At 62.3% G+C, this 16242-nt stretch carries 13 protein-coding genes; 8 read left to right on the top strand and 5 right to left on the bottom strand.

The window, feature by feature from the left end; genetic code table 11:
* Window positions 1–1484, bottom strand: a 1484-nt coding sequence (locus C8D99_RS07300) for a methyl-accepting chemotaxis protein (protein WP_133957482.1), incomplete at its 3' end; no start/stop codon positions are given.
* Between the two features lie 61 nt (window positions 1485–1545).
* Window positions 1546–1962 carry a PilZ domain-containing protein gene (locus C8D99_RS07295; RefSeq protein ID WP_274542670.1) on the bottom strand — a complete coding sequence of 139 codons (417 nt, stop codon included), beginning with the start codon at window positions 1960–1962 and terminating at the stop codon, window positions 1546–1548.
* A 153-nt stretch (window positions 1963–2115) separates the two neighbouring features.
* Here C8D99_RS07295 and C8D99_RS07290 point away from each other — a divergent pair, with 153 nt between their 5' ends.
* Window positions 2116–3789, top strand: a complete 1674-nt coding sequence (locus tag C8D99_RS07290; protein WP_133957480.1) for a hypothetical protein — start codon at window positions 2116–2118, stop codon at window positions 3787–3789.
* On the top strand, window positions 3786–4400 hold the full coding sequence (locus C8D99_RS07285) for a hypothetical protein (protein WP_133957479.1): 615 nt from the start codon (window positions 3786–3788) through the stop codon (window positions 4398–4400). Before C8D99_RS07290 ends, C8D99_RS07285 begins: the two co-directional genes overlap by 4 nt.
* Window positions 4401–4406: 6 nt before the next feature.
* Here C8D99_RS07285 and C8D99_RS07280 read toward each other — a convergent pair whose 3' ends face one another.
* Entirely contained in the window at window positions 4407–5069 is a 663-nt protein-coding gene (locus tag C8D99_RS07280) for a polysaccharide deacetylase family protein (protein WP_133957478.1), read from the bottom strand.
* 226 nt (window positions 5070–5295) lie between these two features.
* On the opposite strand from C8D99_RS07280, the gene C8D99_RS07275 reads away from it, so the two are divergent.
* Window positions 5296–6027: a GntR family transcriptional regulator gene (locus tag C8D99_RS07275; RefSeq protein ID WP_208321121.1), complete on the top strand. Its 732-nt coding sequence runs from the start codon at window positions 5296–5298 to the stop codon at window positions 6025–6027.
* An 81-nt stretch (window positions 6028–6108) separates the two neighbouring features.
* Entirely contained in the window at window positions 6109–7194 is a 1086-nt protein-coding gene (locus tag C8D99_RS07270; RefSeq protein WP_133957476.1) for a mannonate dehydratase, read from the top strand.
* Window positions 7195–7333: 139 nt separating this feature from the next.
* On the opposite strand, the gene C8D99_RS07265 is transcribed toward C8D99_RS07270, so the two are convergent.
* Window positions 7334–8920, bottom strand: coding sequence for an N-acyl-D-amino-acid deacylase family protein (locus C8D99_RS07265; protein ID WP_133957475.1), 1587 nt, complete (start codon window positions 8918–8920; stop codon window positions 7334–7336).
* 627 nt (window positions 8921–9547) lie between these two features.
* Between C8D99_RS07265 and C8D99_RS07260 the strand changes: the two genes are divergently transcribed.
* A complete protein-coding gene (locus tag C8D99_RS07260; RefSeq protein WP_166670070.1) occupies window positions 9548–10954 on the top strand; it encodes a sodium:solute symporter family protein in 1407 nt (468 codons plus the stop codon).
* Here the strand turns inward: C8D99_RS07260 and C8D99_RS07255 are convergent.
* Entirely contained in the window at window positions 10941–12149 is a 1209-nt protein-coding gene (locus C8D99_RS07255; RefSeq protein WP_133957474.1) for a class I SAM-dependent RNA methyltransferase, read from the bottom strand. The genes C8D99_RS07260 and C8D99_RS07255 overlap by 14 nt on opposite strands.
* A 188-nt stretch (window positions 12150–12337) precedes the next feature.
* Between C8D99_RS07255 and C8D99_RS07250 the strand changes: the two genes are divergently transcribed.
* The 3 genes from C8D99_RS07250 (at window position 12338) to C8D99_RS07240 (ending at window position 16010) form a co-directional block, all read left to right on the top strand.
* Window positions 12338–13507 carry an FprA family A-type flavoprotein gene (locus tag C8D99_RS07250; RefSeq protein WP_133957473.1) on the top strand — a complete coding sequence of 390 codons (1170 nt, stop codon included), beginning with the start codon at window positions 12338–12340 and terminating at the stop codon, window positions 13505–13507.
* 65 nt (window positions 13508–13572) lie between these two features.
* On the top strand, window positions 13573–14550 hold the full coding sequence (locus C8D99_RS07245; RefSeq protein ID WP_133957472.1) for a carbon-nitrogen hydrolase family protein: 978 nt from the start codon (window positions 13573–13575) through the stop codon (window positions 14548–14550).
* A 71-nt stretch (window positions 14551–14621) separates the two neighbouring features.
* The gene (locus C8D99_RS07240) at window positions 14622–16010 is read left to right on the top strand and encodes a pyridoxal phosphate-dependent decarboxylase family protein (RefSeq protein WP_208321120.1); all 1389 of its coding nucleotides are present in this window, start codon (window positions 14622–14624) and stop codon (window positions 16008–16010) included.
* Window positions 16011–16242: the final 232 nt, after the last annotated feature.

The following is a 16242-nucleotide window of genomic DNA, read 5'->3' as shown; positions in this document are numbered from 1 at the left end:
AGCGCAAGAAGGTTCGTCTGGTCCGCGATCTGGGTGATGGTGTTCACGAATCCCGTGATGCCCGACACCGACTTCGCAAGCTCCGTCACGGCGGCGTTTACCTGGGCTCCCGATTTCGAGACGCTCCCGATGAGATGGACCATCTGCTCCAGTGCCTTGCCTCCCTGTTCCGCTGCCAGAGAGATTTCCTGGGCCTGCTCGCCCGATTCGGCGGCCGCCTTCGCCCCGGCCTGGGACGCGCTCGCCACTTCCTCCACACCGGCGTTGGCCTCCTCAATGGCGCTCGACGTGTCGTGGGTGTTCTTCGACACCTTCCCCACGAGGCCGATCATTTCCTGCACCGAGGCGCTGCTCTGTTCGGACGCCGCACTCAGGTCCTCGGCCCGGGCGAGAAGGGAGGAGGACGCGGTGATGACGCCTCCGGCGAAGCCTGCCACCGAGTCGATCATCCCGTTGAAGGACTCGGTCAGGTTTCGTATTTCGGCAAGGCTGGAGCCGGAAGAAAACCGGGAGCTGAAATCTCCCCGGGCAAGGCTGTCCATTTTCGCCACCACGGCGGCGAGGGGTCTGGAAACACTGCCGGCAATCAGGATGGAGACGCCGATCATGAGAAGCACCGCCGCCCCGAGGGCAAGGAAGATGATCCTCCGCATGTCCCGGACCGGAGTGAGGAATTCATCCACCGGGGAGACCATGAGGACCGCCCACCCCGTGGAGGGTATTCGTGCGTAGGACGCCACGCGCTCAACCCCCTCAAAAGAATACCGGACGACTCCCGACTCTCCCCCGAGGGCCCGCTTCACCGCCGAGGTGAAGGTGTCGGGGAGCTCCTTGCCCGGAACTGAAGCGTTCAGGATGCCCACGTAGTCTTTTTCAGGATGAACGACCATCAGTCCGGTGGAGTCGGTCACCACCGAGTATCCTGTCTGTCCCCACTTCTGGGCGGAAGCGAGGTCTAAAAGCGTGTTGGCGGTGATCCGGCCGCAGAGTACGGAGGTGACATTCCCCGAACCGTCGAGAACCGGCGAGGCGATGATGACCACCATCTCCCCCGTGGCCCTGGAGAGGACGGGCTGTCCCACCACCGTGGATTTCGAGTTCCGGGCCCGCAGGTAGTATTCCCTGTCGCCCAGCTTGTTCACCCTGCCGTCAAGGTAGTGTCCGTCGCCGTTCAGGTCGATGATGAAATAGGCCTGGATCTGGAGCTTCGAAGCGTCGAGGGTGGAGAGGAAGGCCTTCTGGCGCTCCAGGTCGCCGCTCCTCATTTCCCCGTGCTTTGCCGCCGCCTCCATAAAGGCGGACCTGGCAGCGAGGTACTGGTCGAAACCTTCCGTGAGCGTCCGGGTAAGGGCTTGTCCCTCCTGTTCAGCGAGTTCCAGAAGTCCCCGTTCAGACTGGCGGAGCGCCACGAAGCTCACTCCTCCGAGAAGCAGCAATCCAAGCGCAAGAAACGAAGCTAAAATCCTTCCTCGTACCGTGTTCATTGTTCCGGCCCCCTTCACGAAGATAAGTATTGGTGGCAGGTGCTGAACGGTTCCGTTTTTGTCACGGGATATCGGCACTTTTCCTCCGGAAGATCCCGTAGAGCTCCACGAGCTTGAACTGCTGTTCCGGCGAGGGATCGGAAAACTCCACGCCTGCGGTGAAACGGCCCGCCTCTCTCTGGTAGACCCGGAGAAAGCAGCCTTCTATCTGGAAAAAGCTTCCGTTCACAGGGAAACGGAAGGTACATTCCGCCCACTCGAACCGCTCCGGGGGAAGGGTTTTCCCCCTGAAGAAAGGATCGAACCGGACCTTCATTCCGGCTACGCTGAGATCAAGCACTTCGGCGGGGACCCAGACCCCGTGGTCCCGAAGCCGGAATTCCGTACGGAGAACGCACTCCACGCGAAAAAAGCGCCTCTTCTCCTCACCCGGATGGGGGACGGGCCCCGGTTTTTCTTTTCTGTCGCTCCAAAGCACAGACGAACACCCCGCAGATGCGGACAACGCCCTGTGACGTCATCAATTTGTAGTGGCGCCATTTCTGTCTTTACGATACCATTGAAGCAGTTTTTCCGCTATAGGGAACGGAAAGACTCATTCCTACCCTTTATAAAGGGGAGTTGACCATTTATGAAAGAGCTTTTCGAAAAGACGAATTTTATCCTGGACGGCGGCGTTCTGGTGCTTCTTTCGGAATATCTCGCCGGACGCACCTCCCGTGGATTGATAGCCCGTCCGGAAGGGAATGACCTGGCGGTACTCGACGCTTTCGGCACGCCCATGAACAGCCTGTTCCTGGAAGGAGCGGCCGGTATCGCCGGCTCAGCCTTTCCGTCCCCCCCCCTCAGGACATCCTTCGATGTCTTCTCAGCCCCCCTTTCGGGAGAGTGGCCGTGGGCAGTGAGACTCAGAGGGATGGGGTGGTGCTTTTTTGTTCTTCTCGGTGACGAGCCGACCCCGGAAATAATGGAGGAAATGCCCTCCTTCGCCGGGCTCATCAACCTCTGGCAGCTCCACCAGAAGACCGCCGGCGTGGAGGAGCGGCTCTCCCGGCTGGCCTACATGGTTCTGGCCACGAAGAACACCCTCGCCTCCGTCTTCGAGCCCATGGGAGTGAACTACTTCGGCGCCTTTCTCCACGACGTGGTGCAGGAAAGCCTCTTCCCCTCCCGGTTTTCCCTGCTGCTCGACGACGGAGAAACCCTGTCCCTCCTCGAAGGGGAGGAGATGCTCCTGCCGCCGAGGAAGGGCATTTTCGCCCGGGACATTCTCTCTCCCGTCCCCGTGAGGGTGGAACCCCAGCAGCGGGAACTCCTGGGGGACAGCGTTTTCGACTCGCTGGCCGATGACTGGTCCGCCGTCCTCCCCATCCCCGGAGGGGCCTTCCGCCTTTTCTGCTTCCTCAAATGGGAGAAGATCCCAGGCGAAGAGGCCTTCAACTTCATGGAACTTCTCGGAAACGTGGCCTCAAAGGCCCTCTCTCTTGGAAGCCTAAGGGAAGAGCGGGAGCGGAACATCTCGGAGCTCACCCGCAGGGCCTTCCTGCTCAACGCCCTTCACGAGGCCGCGCTGAATTTTATGGAACAGACCTCCAAGGAGGACCTCCTGCTCCAGATACTGGACATCTTTACAGAGATGGCCCAGGCTCCCCGGTCCCTTCTCGTGGCCTGGCAGCCCGCCGCCGGGGGATATGTCCATTTCGCCTCAAAGAGGGAGGGGCTCCTGGAGAAAAAAGGCACCTTCGCCGGCTTTCCCGTGGGACTCCTCGAAGGAGAACGGCAGGGGTCCTTTTCCCTGGAAGAGTCGAAACGGCTCTTCGCTTTCATGGAAGTACCCGCTCTCTCGTCGGTGGAAGGGCTTGATGCCATGAACCGGATCTTTCCCCTCTGGGACGGCGACAGGCTGACCGCCTTCGTGGCGGTGTCCGCCCCTCTCGCCGGAACGGCCACCATGGACCTGCCGACCCTGGAGATCCTCGCCCGCACGGCCTCCGTCGCCCTGCGAAAGAGTGAATGGGACTCCGGCCACCTCGCCGCAGGAAAATACCTGAACCTTGCCGCCCTCGCCGACTGGGAGACGACCAGGGCCCGGGACGAGATCAGGGCCGAAGGCGGAGTTCCCGTAGTTCTGAACGGCCCTGCGGGAATTAACGTTTCTTCCGAGCAGGAGCGGCTGTGCCGCCTGGTGATCCGCTCGGAATGCGTCACCCGCTGCATCTCGGAATATGCAGCCCCGGACCTTGAAGAAATATTCCCCCCGGCGGAGGGGTGGACGATGGAAACGGAAAAGGAGGGAATATCATGAAGAACATGCCGGCAGTCCTGATCGTACTGGCCTCCCTGCTCTGCATTTTCCCGGCAGGGGCGTATGCCGTCCCCGCCCCCGATGTGGAAAGAGAGGAGACCCCTGAAGGGATCACCTACATCACCGCCTACAGCGCCAGGGGATCCCGGTCCGAAGCCCGGCACCATTACCTCGAAATCGAGGGATTCTCCGTGCCTGACGTATTTTCCCAACTAAAATACAAGGACTTCCCTTTCGTGTTCATCTCAAGAAAATACCACTGGGGAGACGACGGATACGTCCGGGCTGGGGAACTCGCCGTGGCCGAATCGCCGGTAGCGGCACCGGAAGAGCTGCTTGAACGGGGATGGTACGAAGGCGCCGAGCGCCTGGCAGGAACCCCGGAGAACTGGATCTGGGGCGGCTGGAATGGAGGATCCCTCTTCGCGGCCCCGGAAAAGCTTGCCGAGGCTGCAAGGGAACTGAAGCTCCCTCAGCTTCCCAGGGACGGCTCTCCTTTCCAGGAACTTATCCCGCCGCAGCCGGTGGAAAAAGAGCCCGGAAAGAGCGGGGGAGCTTCCCGGGAAGAAGCCCTGATAGCTTTGGAGGAGGCGCTCAAGGAGAAAAAGTAGGGCCCCCTACCGGGCGATGTCCTCCACGGTGACGAAGGAAAAGCCCTTTTTCCTGTAGCCGTCGATGATTCCGGGAAGAGCCTCGATGGTGGGACGCACGCCCACGTGAAGCAGCAGGATGTCACCCGGTGCGGCTTTCGCCAGCACCTTCCGGGTAAGCTCGGGGGCGGTGAGGCTGTCCGAATAGTCCCCGGGATTGTTGGTCCACAGGACGATACGCAACCCCTCTCCGGCGGCCTGATCCACCACGAAGGAGTTGAACCGCCCTCCGGGAGGCCTGGCGAACCGGGGCTTTTGCCCGAGTATGGATTCGATTGCCTCGCTGCAGAGCCGCCATTCCCGGTAGACGTTCTCCCGGGGCAGGGCTGTGAGATTGTTGTGGTAGTAGGTGTGGTTGGCCACCACGTGCCCGCCGTCCGCCATGGCCCGGACAAGCTCGGGGTACAGGACCGCGTAGCGCCCCACAACAAAGAAGGTGGCCCTCACGCCCTTTTCCCTCAATATGTCCAGAAGGGGTTCCACGTATCCCGGCCGGGGCCCGTCGTCGAAGGTGATGGCCACCGTCCGGCCTTTCCCTCTCTCAATGAGCGGCCGGGCCCCGGCATCGGCATCGGCTGGCCCGAGGAGGAGGCAGACCAGAAACACCCACAGGACAATTCTTCTCTTCACTTATTTCTCCCCGCTCTCGATTCTGTCTGCACAACAGGGCAGATCATAGCAAATTCCCCCTGTTTCCGCCACAGATCCCGCAGTGGCGGACATATCTTGACAAATGAACGGGATACTTCTAAGATACTAACATATCAGTCACCTCTTCGCGCAAGCGTCAATTGCGCGCATTTTCCGGCTGAAACCCTCCGAGAAAGGGACGTTGCCAATGCTCTCCTATTTCGATATGAGCGAGCTCAAGGACGGAGTCACCCGGCAGGTGTACCTGACCCTGCGGAGGGACATTCTGAACTGGCGCCTCCTTCCAGGGAGGCGGCTCAGCGAGAAGGACATCGCCGGCAGGATGAACATCAGCAAAACCCCCGTCCGGGAAGCCTTCATCAAGCTGCAGGGGGAAGGGCTCCTGGAAATACGCCCCCAGAGGGGCACCTATGTTTCCCTCATGGACATGGAGCAGATCGAGGAAGTGAGGTTCACCCGGTTCTGCGTCGAAAGCACCGTTCTTTCCCTTTTCATCGCCTCTCCCCCCGACGAAAAAATACTCTCCGCCATGGACGATCTCCTCGACGCCCAGGAGCAGACCATCGCCGAGCGGGACGTGGACGGCTTTGTGGATTCCGACGACGCCTTCCACAGGGAGCTGTTCCTCGCCTGCGGCAAGGCCCGGGCCTGGAGCTTCATCGATCATTTCAGTGCCCAGTACAAGCGCCTGCGCTATCTCAGCCTCCAGAACTACCTTGATTTCGGCAACGTGCTCGCCGAACACAGGGCCATCCTCTCGGCGTGCAGGCGCCGGGACAGCGACGACGCCCTCCGCTGGCTCTCCAGGCACCTGAACAAGATCCTGGGCGAGTCGGAACACCTCCGGGAAAAATTCCCCGCCTACGTGATGAAAAACGGAGCCTCCCAGGAATCCGCGGCAGCCGGTACCACCATAACGGTTGCCGAAGAAGCGTGACGGCGTTAAGAGGCGGCAATCCTGTACGGGTAATCTGGTATGATTGATCTCATCTGACATGGAGACAAGGAGACCGGACCTATGAAACTGGCAATGGTGTTCTACAGGCATCATCTCACCAGGGAAAACTTCCTGTACGCCAGGCAGCTCGGATGCACTCACCTGGTGATCCACCTGGTGGACTATTTCCACCGCGAAAAGGATCCCGTGACGGGAAACAACCAGCCCGTGGGCGACGCCGACGGCTGGGGGGTGACCCGGAACAGGGACGTGTGGAGCTACGAGGAGCTTCGGGACATCCGGAAGTCCATCGAGGACGAGGGACTGGTCCTCGAGGCCATAGAAAACTTCGACCCCGGCTTCTGGTACGACGTCCTCCTCGACGGGCCGAAAAAGGCCGAGCAGATGGAGGGGCTCAAGGGGCTCATCCGGAACATCGGCAGGGCAGGCATCCCCATCATGGGCTACAACTTCAGCCTCGCCGGAGTGGCCTCCAGGATCAGCGGCGCCTTCGCCAGGGGCGGCGCCGAATCGGTGGGCGTCGACGGCTGCGACAGCCTTCCCCTTCCCCGCGGGATGGTCTGGAACATGTTCTACGACCCCGAAGCGCCGAAGGAAGTGAACTCTGACACCCAGATCACATCCGAGGAGCTCTGGAAGCGGTTCGCCTGGTTCCTCGAGGAGCTGCTTCCCGTGGCGGAGGAGTCCAGCGTCAAAATGGCGGCCCACCCGGACGATCCCCCCTTCGCAACCCTCCGGGGAACGCCCAGGCTCGTGTGGCGGCCCGAGCTCTACCAGAGGCTCCTGGACCTGAAAAAGAGCCACAGCAACACCCTGGAACTCTGCGTGGGCACCCTGGCGGAGATGAACGGCTGCAACTTCTACGACGCCATCGAAAGCTACGCGAAGCAGAACGCCATCGGCTACATCCACCTGCGAAACGTGGAGGGACAGGTGCCCCGGTACCGGGAGACCTTTATCGACGAGGGTGACATCGACATTTACCGGGTGCTGAAGATCCTCCGGCGGAACGACTTCCGGGGCGCGGTCATCCCCGACCACTCGCCCCTGGTGTCGAGTCCGGCCCCGTGGCACGTGGGCATGGCCTACGCCCTCGGGTACATAAAGGCCATGATGCAGAGGGTGGAGAAGGACTGCAGGGACTGAAACCAAGAAAACAAGATGGAGATGGCAGCCGGTGCCGCCCCCACGGATAATTTCCCGGACGGCTCGCTTTGTCTGCGGCCGACAACAAGCTGCGCGGCAAATGCCGCGCAGCTTGTTGTGCCTTTATAGGTCCGCTGTTTCAGCGCCTTCGGAGGGCCCCCCCAGCCCTGGCTCCGGTGAGCTCTCCGTCCATCATGGCAACATGGCCGGAAACGACTGTCATGGAGAAGCCCGCAGGGTAGCGGACAGGATCCTGGTACGTCCCTCTGTCGCCGACTGCCGCAGGATCAAAGGCCACCAGGTCGGCTTTCATCCCCTCCCTGACAATACCCCTGTCCTGGAGCCCCAGTCGGGCGGCGGGACCTGAAGTCATCCTGCGCACCGCCTGTGCCAGGCTGAGCTTTCCTCTCTCCCTCACATAGCGGCCGAGAATCCGGGCAGTCGAACTGTAAGCCCTCGGGTGCGGCTTTCCTCCCACGATACTGTCAGAGCAGAACAGCATGGATTCATGGCTTATTATTGTTTCCACGTCCTCCTCGCATCCGTAGAACTGGGTCATCGTCGCAGTGCCCGCTTCCTCAACGAGAAGATCGCAGAGGGCATCCACAGGATCCATGGAGGATGCCGCGGCAATCTCCGCCATGTTTTTCCCTTCCACCCAGCGGTTTTTCTCCGAACCGACGGAATTAATGAGGATACCGTCCCAGCCGCAGGAGCCCACCCAGTTCTCCCATGGGGTGCCGTCTGTTCCATCCGTCATTTCCCGTATCTTTTGCCTGACTGATGGATCACCGATATATTCAAGCATCTTTTTCTGCCCGTCGGCGTGGAAAACCGGAGGAATAAGGGCGTCGAGCATGGTGCTCCCCGCAGTGTAGGGGTACTGGTCGAAGGTCACCTCCAGCCCCTTGCTTCGTGCGTTGTCGAGAAGCTGCAGAACGCGTCCCGCTCTCCCCCAGTTCTTTTTTCCCGCGATCTTGAGGTGCGAAATATGCAGCGGACATTCAGCTTTTGTGCAAATAGTGATTACCTCGTTCAGGGCATCTTCGATATAGTCCTGCTCGTTTCTCATGTGGACGACGAAAAATCCTCCCCAGGCTGCCGCCTCCCTGGCCAGGGCTACGAATTCCTTCTCTTCCGCATAAAGACAGGGTGGATATATAAGACCTGTCGAGAAGCCGAATGCCCCTTCTTCCATTGCTCTGCCGGTGATGCGGACCATCTCGCGGATCTCATCGCCGGACGCCGGCCTGTTCTGCCACCCCACCACGGAGGCGCGAACCGCACCGTGGGGTACCAGCATGGCAGAGTTCGTTGCAGGCTGAGCCCTGTCGATTGCCGAGAGGTATTCGCCCATTGTGTTCCAGCTCCATTCTTCCCAGGAGCCGTCAAGGCCTACAAGCCGCTGCTTCATCATAGGTATTTCCCCGGGCGAAAGAGGCGCCACGGAGAGCCCGTCCTGGCCCAGCACTGCTGTGGTAATGCCCTGCATGATCTTGGCATCTTCTTCAGGAGTGGAAAAAAGGCGAAGGTCCGAGTGGGTGTGCATGTCGATAAACCCCGGACAGAGAACCTGCCCTTCCAGGTCAAAAGACTGAAATGCCTCCTCGTCGAGCCTTTTTGTCACCCGAACGATCTTATCGCCTGATATTCCCACCTCTGCCCTGAACCACGGGGCTCCTGTGCCGTCCAGAACCCGGCAGTTCCTTAAAGCAAGATCCAGCATTGAAAGCACCTCTTCTTTTTTTGATCATCTTTGAAAATGCCTTTGATTAAATGCAAAAACGCATGAGCTTTTTCTTCTTTTCATAATAGCGAGATGAAGCACGGAAAGCAATCGAAACGTGCCGTCTTTCAACTCATTCCGGCTCCGGTTGCATGAAAAAAGCAAGTATTCGGGATAATACTTTTCCAGATGGCTACCACACCCAGTCTGGGAAACCGGATCCGAAAATCCGCCTTTTTTGTCCCTTCGGCTCCGCGAGAGCTTCCGCCACGGGGGGGCGAGCCCTGTCCGGGGCGGGTTGGCGTACACGAGCCGCTCTTCCGGCCAGAACCGGCCCAAAAACGCCCCCGTCTGGGGAAGCCGGTCCGCGAAAGCTCCCCTCGGGACCTCCGCTCCCGGGACATTCAGCCGGGTGCACTCCACCGCTTCTCCTCCCGCTCCCGCCCCGAGAACGGCAGCCCTCTGGAGTCCCGCGAGCGGGACACTCCCCAGGCAAGCCTCCATCCCCCTGGCGAAAAGCCGGATTTCTTTTCAACCCTCAGACAGCGGAATTGAAAGAGATCCGGCTCTTTTTTTCTCCTGAGAAGATGTTATACTACTGGGAAAATTCTTTTTGGGGGGATATCAATGCAGCTGTTCATCCTGGTGACGTACATCCTGATCCTCTACGGCATCTCCTGGTACGCTTCGAAGCTCATCCAAAAGGGCAAGGGGGGCGCCGTCCAGTACCTCCTCGCCGGGCGGAATCTCCCCACTGTGGTGGTGGCCGCCATGCTCGCGGGGCTTGCCATCGGAGGAGCCTCCACGGTCGGCGTGGCCGAACACGCCTACAAGGTGGGCCTCTCCGCCGGGTGGTACAACGCCGCCTGGGGAACGGCGGGCATCATCGTCGGCCTCTTCGTGGCGGACTACTTCCGCCGCATGGAAGTGAACACCATCCCCGAGATGATGGAACGGATGTACGGAAAGCAGGCCCGGATGATCAGCGTCCTCGCCCAGCTCCTCATCATGATGGTCATCACCTCCCTGCAGTACGTGGCGGGAGGGGCGGTCCTCACGGCCCTCATGCCCTCCGTGTTCACCTTCCAGACGGGAATGCTGGTGACCGCCGTTCTCTTCGTTGGGATCACCTTCATCGGCGGCTACTGGGGCGCGGGGCTCACCAACGTGGTGAACGTGGTGGTGATCTACGGCGGCATCCTGGCAGCCCTCCGGAGCTCATCCGAGGTCTTCGGCGGCATGGAGTCCATCGCGGCGAGCCTGCCCGCCGGCGGCCCCTGGTTCGATTTCTTCTCAGGAACGGGCATCGCCCTCATCACCTCCTGGATGGTGGTCATGATCACCCAGGGCTTCTCGGTCCAGGCCATCTCCCAGATCGCCTTCGCGGCGAAGGATGGCCGGGCCGCCCGGCACGGCTACATTCTCGGCGGCCTGGTGATCCTTCCCGCGGGCTTCCTCTGCGCCCTCTTCGGCATCATCGCGGCGGCGAAGTTCCCCAACCTCGAGAAGGCCGCCCTCGCCCTGCCCACAATCATGACCAACATCTCGCCCGTGGTGGGGGGCATCTTCCTCGCGGCCCTCTGGGCGGCGGGCATCTCCACGGCGGTGGGGCTGCTCCTGGGAAGCTCCACCCTGGTGATGCAGGACGTATGGAAGCGCTTCTTCCCGAAGACCGTAACGGAGAAGAACGAAGTGTTCCTCTCCAGGCTCACCGTGCTGGGCTTCAGCGCGGTCACCTACTTCCTGGCCCTCACGTCGGTGGGGATCCTCAGGACCATCACCACGGCCCTGGCCATCACCGCGTCCTTCACGCTGCTCATCGTGGCCAACATCTTCTGGCCGAAGTACTGCAAAAAGGAGGCAGGCTTCTGGACGATCCTGGCGTCGGTGCTGGTCTGGCTCGCCTGGACCCTCTTCCCCCAGGTGCGGGTGGTCCCCCACGTGGTCTACCTCGAATGGCCGGTCTGCCTGGCGGTCTTCGCCCTGGCGTACCGCTTCGGCACTGAACCGGCGGACAGCATCATCCGGAGATAGGCTCCCCCGTCCTCCCCGGGCCGTCCAGAAGGGCGAGCACCTCCACCGCGGCGGTCCGGGGGAAGAAATCGAAGGGGAGAAGGCGCCGCACCCCAAAACCGGCCTCTTCGAGGAGCGACAGGTCCCGGGAGAGGGTTCCGGGACTGCAGGACAGATAGGCGAGCCCCCCGGGCCGGAGCCTCCCCGCGAGGACTTCCGCCACAGGGGGCTCGAGCCCTGTCCGGGGCGGGTTGGCGTACACGAGCCGTTCTTCCGGCCGGAAACGGCCCAAAAACGCCTCCGCCTGGGGAAGACGGTCCGCGCAGGCCCCTCTCAGGACCTCCGCGCCCGGAACGTTGATCCGGGCGCACTCCACCGCTTCTCCTCCGGCCTCCACCCCGAGAACGGCAGCCCCCGAGGCCTGCCACAGGGCCATGCTGGCTCCCGTGCCGCAGTACAGGTCCAGGACGGCATTTCCCGTACCGGGGCGGAGAAACTCCCGGGCTTCGGCGAGGGAGCGCTCATGGAGCTCCGTCAGAAGCTGGGAGAAGGACCCCGGGCCGTAGAGCAGCCCCCTGGAATCCCGCGAGCGGGAGATACCCCAGGCAAGCCTCCATCCTCCCTTTGCGAAGAGACGCACCCCCGCAGCCGGGTGCAGGTGAACCCACAGGCCTTCGAGGCCGGCCCTTTCCAGCAGGGAGGCGAGGGAAACCCCTCCCGCGGCGGAGAAGAGCCATCCGTCGCCGGGGTCTTTTTTCGTCTTGAAGACGAGGGTGCACTGGGCGCCGGAAACGGCGGCAAAGGCCAGGGGGAAGGTTCCCGCCGGCTCGTCGGGAGGAAGCCCGGACGCCAGCGCCTTCAGGATTTCCCTGACCCGGGGGGTGTGGACAGGGCACTCCAGAAGGGAGACGAAGGGCCGGGGCCGCTGGAAGCGCAGCGGGTAGGGCACTCCCTGCCGCACACCCTCCATGCCGAAGAGCCATCCTTCCCGACCGTCCCACCGGGCAGAAAGGGCGGTCCTGTCCCGGTAGCCCAGGCGGTTATCCGCAGAAACGGAAAGGACGTCTTCAATGCAGCCCTTCCACGCCGTCAGGGCCCGCTCGGTCCGGGCCCTCTTCCTCGCCAGCGACTCACTGAGGGAATAGGGCCCTTCGGGACAGGCGCCGCAGGCAGCGGCACAACCCGGAGGCAGGGTGACATGGTCTTCCCGGTACATGGAGCATCCTTCCTTTCATGGGCCGTTCCCCGAAAGAGTACCTCAGAAAAGGCCCCGCGGCAAAGGGGGCTCTTGCCCCCGTATTGCATGACGGCTATAATTTCAGCGGGAATATTCGATACCGGCCCCGCGTATACTACTGTTCTGCGGGGCACAGGTGCATAATTTTGAAAGGAGAGATGACACAAATGAAGAAAAGAGCCATGCGCGGCGGCATCTTCCTCATGGGTGCCGTGGACTGGAACCGCCGGCTTTTCGACTCTCTCATCCCCCTCCCCGAGGGTACCAGCTACAACGCATACCTGGTGGAGGGCTCCGAGAAGACCGCCCTGATCGATACCGCCGACCCGGCCCTGGAACACGTTCTGCTGGCCCAGCTGGAGGACGTGAAGAAGATCGACTACATCATCTCCCTCCACACCGAGCAGGACCACTCGGGGGCCATTCCCACGCTGCTCGCGAAATACCCTGAAGCGAGGGTGGTCTGCTCCACGAAGGCGAAGGAACTGCTCCAGGACCACCTCCACATCGACGGCGGCATCATCGACGCCATGGAGGACGGCCAGACCCTCTCCCTGGGGAACCGAACCTTCAAGTTCATCCACACCCCCTGGGTCCATTGGCCGGAGACCATGTGCGCCTACCTCCAGGAGGAGAAAATCCTGTTCTCCTGCGACTTCTTCGGCTCCCACCTGGCCACGTCCGACATGTTCGCCGGCGAGAGCCCGGCCATCTACGAGGGCGCCAAGCGGTACTACGCCGAGATCATGATGCCCTTCCGGTCCATCATCCGAAACAACATGAAGAAGCTCGAGGGCTACGAGTTCGACATGATTGCCCCGAGCCACGGCCCCGTCTACGACAAGCCCGATTTCATCCTGGACGCCTACCGTGACTGGATCTCCGACAGGGTGTCCAATTTCGTGGCCATCCCCTACATCTCCATGCACGGAAGCACGGAGATCATGGTGGACCGCCTGCTCGACGCCCTGGTGGAGCGGGGAGTGAAGGTCCAGAAGTACGAACTTTCCGTCACCGACATCGGCAAGCTGGCCATCGACCTGGTGGACGCGGCCACCATCGTCATCGGCACGCCCACCGTCCACTTCGGTCCCCACCCGGCGGTCTTCTCGGCCACCCACCTGGCGAACGCCCTCCGGCCGAAGCTGAAGTACGCCGCCATCATCGGCTCCTACGGATGGGGTACCAAGGCGGTGGAGCAGATCTCCGGACTGATCCCCAACCTGAAGGTGGAGGTTCTCGGCACGGTCCTGTGCAAGGGCAAGCCCCGGGCGGAGGACCTGGCCGCCCTGGACGCGCTGGCCGACGCCATCGCCGAGAAGCACAGGGCGCTCTAGGACACTGCGGAGGGGGGAGGACGTCCGGTCCTTCCCCCTCTTTTTTTCGGGGGGAGGCAGAAAAGATGGGACTGAAGAGAGGCGTCGTACGGGCGGCCGTAGTGCAGGCCGCACCGGTAATCATGGACAAGAGGGGGACCATGGAACGGATCCGTAAGCTCACGGGGGAGGCGGCCGGACAGGGGGCGAGGATCATCCTCTTCCCCGAGGCCTTCATCCCCTGCTACCCGAGGGGGCTCTCCTTCGGCTCGGTGGTGGGAAACCGCTCCATGGGAGGACGGAAGGACTGGGCCCGGTATTACGAAAACTCCATCGACGTTCCCGGCCCGGAGACCGAAGAGCTCGGGAAACTGGCGGCGGAGAGCGGGGCCTACCTTTCCATCGGCGTGATGGAGCGGGACGGGGGAACCCTTTTCTGTACCCTGCTGTATTTCGGTCCCGACGGTTCCCTCCTGGCGAAGCATCGGAAACTGAAGCCCACAGGGAGCGAGCGGCTCATCTGGGGCGAGGGGGACGGCAGCACCCTTGCGGCGGTGAACACCCCCTACGGCGTCATGAGCGGCCTCATCTGCTGGGAGAACTACATGCCCCTCGCCCGGGCCGCCATTTACGGCCGGAACCCCTCCATATACCTCGCCCCCACCGCCGACCAGCGGGAGGGATGGCAGTGCTCCATGCGACACATCGCCCTCGAGGGACGGTGCTTCGTGCTGTCCTGCAACCAGTTCGTCACGAAGGACATGTATCCCCGGGATCTCCAGTGTTACGGGGACCTCGAATCCCAGCCGGACATTCTGTGCCGGGGCGGCAGCGCCATCATCGATCCCCTCGGAAATTACCTTGCAGGCCCCTCCTGGGACCGGGAGGAGATCCTCTGCGCCGACCTTGACCTTTCGGCGGTGGTGGAAGCCCGCTACGACTTCGACGTTACGGGACACTACGCCCGGCCCGACGTGTTCACCCTCCTGGTGAACGGCGAGCCCCTGCGGGGAATCGACTATTCCGGGGACACCTTCCTGCCGGGGGAGGCTCTGCCCGAATGAGCGGGGCGAATTCCGACGGAAAGAACACGCCCCGGAAAGGTCTGCCGGGGATGCCTTTCTGCGAAAGTACGATGCTGCGGGAAACTGTGGAGAGGGCGATCCGCTGGCTTGAAGACCTTCCGTCCAGAAGGGTCGGGGCATGGGCTTCCGCGGAGGAGATCAGGAAGGCCCTCGGCGGAACGCTGAACGAAGAGGGAATGGCCCCTTCGGACGTGGTGGCCGCCTTTTCGGAAGGCGCAGCCTCCGGCCTCACCGGTTCGCCGGGACCCCGGTATTTCGGCTTCGTCACCGGGGGAGCCCTTCCGGCGAGCCTCGCCGCCGACTGGCTTGCCTCCGCCTGGGACCAGAACGCCGTCCTCGCCGTCTCCTCTCCGGCTGCAAGCGCGGCGGAGGAGATCGTCTCGGAATGGATCATCGACCTCCTCGGCCTTCCGCCGGAATCCTCGGCCGGCTTCGTCACGGGGTGCCAGATGGCCAACTTCACCTGCCTGGCCGCCGCGCGGCACGAGGTCCTCAGACGCTCCGGCCATGACGTGGAGAAGGACGGCCTCCAGGGAGCTCCCCGGGTCACCGTCATCGCCGGCGAGGAGGCCCATGCGACGCTCCTGGTCGCCCTGAGAATGCTCGGATTCGGCACGGGAAACGTGTTGTCCGTCCCCGCCGACGGGCAGGGCAGGATGATCCCGGAAAAAGCGGAGGACGCCCTGAGGGCAGCCTCCGGCCCGGTGATTCTCTGCCTTCAGGCCGGCAACGTGAACACCGGTGCCTTCGATCCCTGCGCCCGGATCATCCCGGCCGCTCGGGCGAAGGGAGCCTGGGTTCACGTGGACGGAGCCTTCGGCCTCTGGGGACGAATGCTGCCGTCCCTCAAAACCCATACGGACGGCGTTGAACTCGCCGATTCCTGGGCCACGGACGCCCACAAGTGGCTGAACGTCCCCTACGACTCGGGGATCGCGGTGGTGAGACACAGCGCCGCCCACAGGGCTTCCATGGCGCTGAACGCCCCGTACTATATCGCCGGGGAGGGAGAGGTGCGGGATCCTTCCCAGTGGGTCCCCGAGTCCTCAAGGAGGGCCCGGGGCTTCCCCCTGTACTGCGGCCTGAAGAGCCTGGGCAGGAAGGGCGTCCGGGAGATGGTGGAGCGGAACTGCCGGCAGGCACGGCTCATGGCATTGCTCCTGTCGGAGGACCCCATGGTCACCATTCTCAACGACGTGGTGCTGAACCAGGTCCTCGTCAGGTTTTCCTGCCCCGGATCCGACAGTGACGCCTTCACCCGCACGGTCACGGCACAGGTGCAGGAAGAGGGCACCTGCTGGGCCGGGGGAAGCGTCTGGAAGGGGATGGCCGCCATGCGCATCTCCGTGTCGAACTGGTTCACGTCCGACGACGACATTTTCCGGTCCGCCGAGGCCATACGGTCCGTCCTCGGAAAGGCGGCCCGAAGCGGGAGGTAAAAATTTCCTGTTGACAGACCGGCCGGGACCGTGGTATCTTCTCCCCAATTCGTTTCCGGGAGGCAGTTGTCATGATACGGAACACACTCAGCCAAAACTGGTGGTGGCGGGCCAAATAGCCTGCCGCCGGAGACCATAAAGCTCGCGAACCAATAAAAAGCGCGCACTTTACGGCCGTGGAGGCAGGTCCCACAAGGGATCTTCTTTCACGGCCCTTTTTGTACCCCATGCG

It is taken from the genome of Aminivibrio pyruvatiphilus (assembly GCF_004366815.1).
Lineage (GTDB): Bacteria > Synergistota > Synergistia > Synergistales > Aminobacteriaceae > Aminivibrio > Aminivibrio pyruvatiphilus.
This window is presented reverse-complemented; position numbering and strand designations above follow the sequence as displayed.

Coding starts and splice junctions, on each gene's coding strand:
- C8D99_RS07290 (WP_133957480.1), top strand. CDS start 2,116: ATGAAAGAGCTTTTCGAAAAGACGAATTTTATCCTGGACGGCGGCGTT.
- C8D99_RS07240 (WP_208321120.1), top strand. CDS start 14,622: ATGCTGCGGGAAACTGTGGAGAGGGCGATCCGCTGGCTTGAAGACCTT.
- C8D99_RS07255 (WP_133957474.1), bottom strand. CDS start 12,149: ATGTACCGGGAAGACCATGTCACCCTGCCTCCGGGTTGTGCCGCTGCC.
- C8D99_RS07275 (WP_208321121.1), top strand. CDS start 5,296: ATGAGCGAGCTCAAGGACGGAGTCACCCGGCAGGTGTACCTGACCCTG.
- C8D99_RS07250 (WP_133957473.1), top strand. CDS start 12,338: ATGAAGAAAAGAGCCATGCGCGGCGGCATCTTCCTCATGGGTGCCGTG.
- C8D99_RS07265 (WP_133957475.1), bottom strand. CDS start 8,920: ATGCTGGATCTTGCTTTAAGGAACTGCCGGGTTCTGGACGGCACAGGA.
- C8D99_RS07260 (WP_166670070.1), top strand. CDS start 9,548: ATGCAGCTGTTCATCCTGGTGACGTACATCCTGATCCTCTACGGCATC.
- C8D99_RS07285 (WP_133957479.1), top strand. CDS start 3,786: ATGAAGAACATGCCGGCAGTCCTGATCGTACTGGCCTCCCTGCTCTGC.
- C8D99_RS07245 (WP_133957472.1), top strand. CDS start 13,573: ATGGGACTGAAGAGAGGCGTCGTACGGGCGGCCGTAGTGCAGGCCGCA.
- C8D99_RS07270 (WP_133957476.1), top strand. CDS start 6,109: ATGAAACTGGCAATGGTGTTCTACAGGCATCATCTCACCAGGGAAAAC.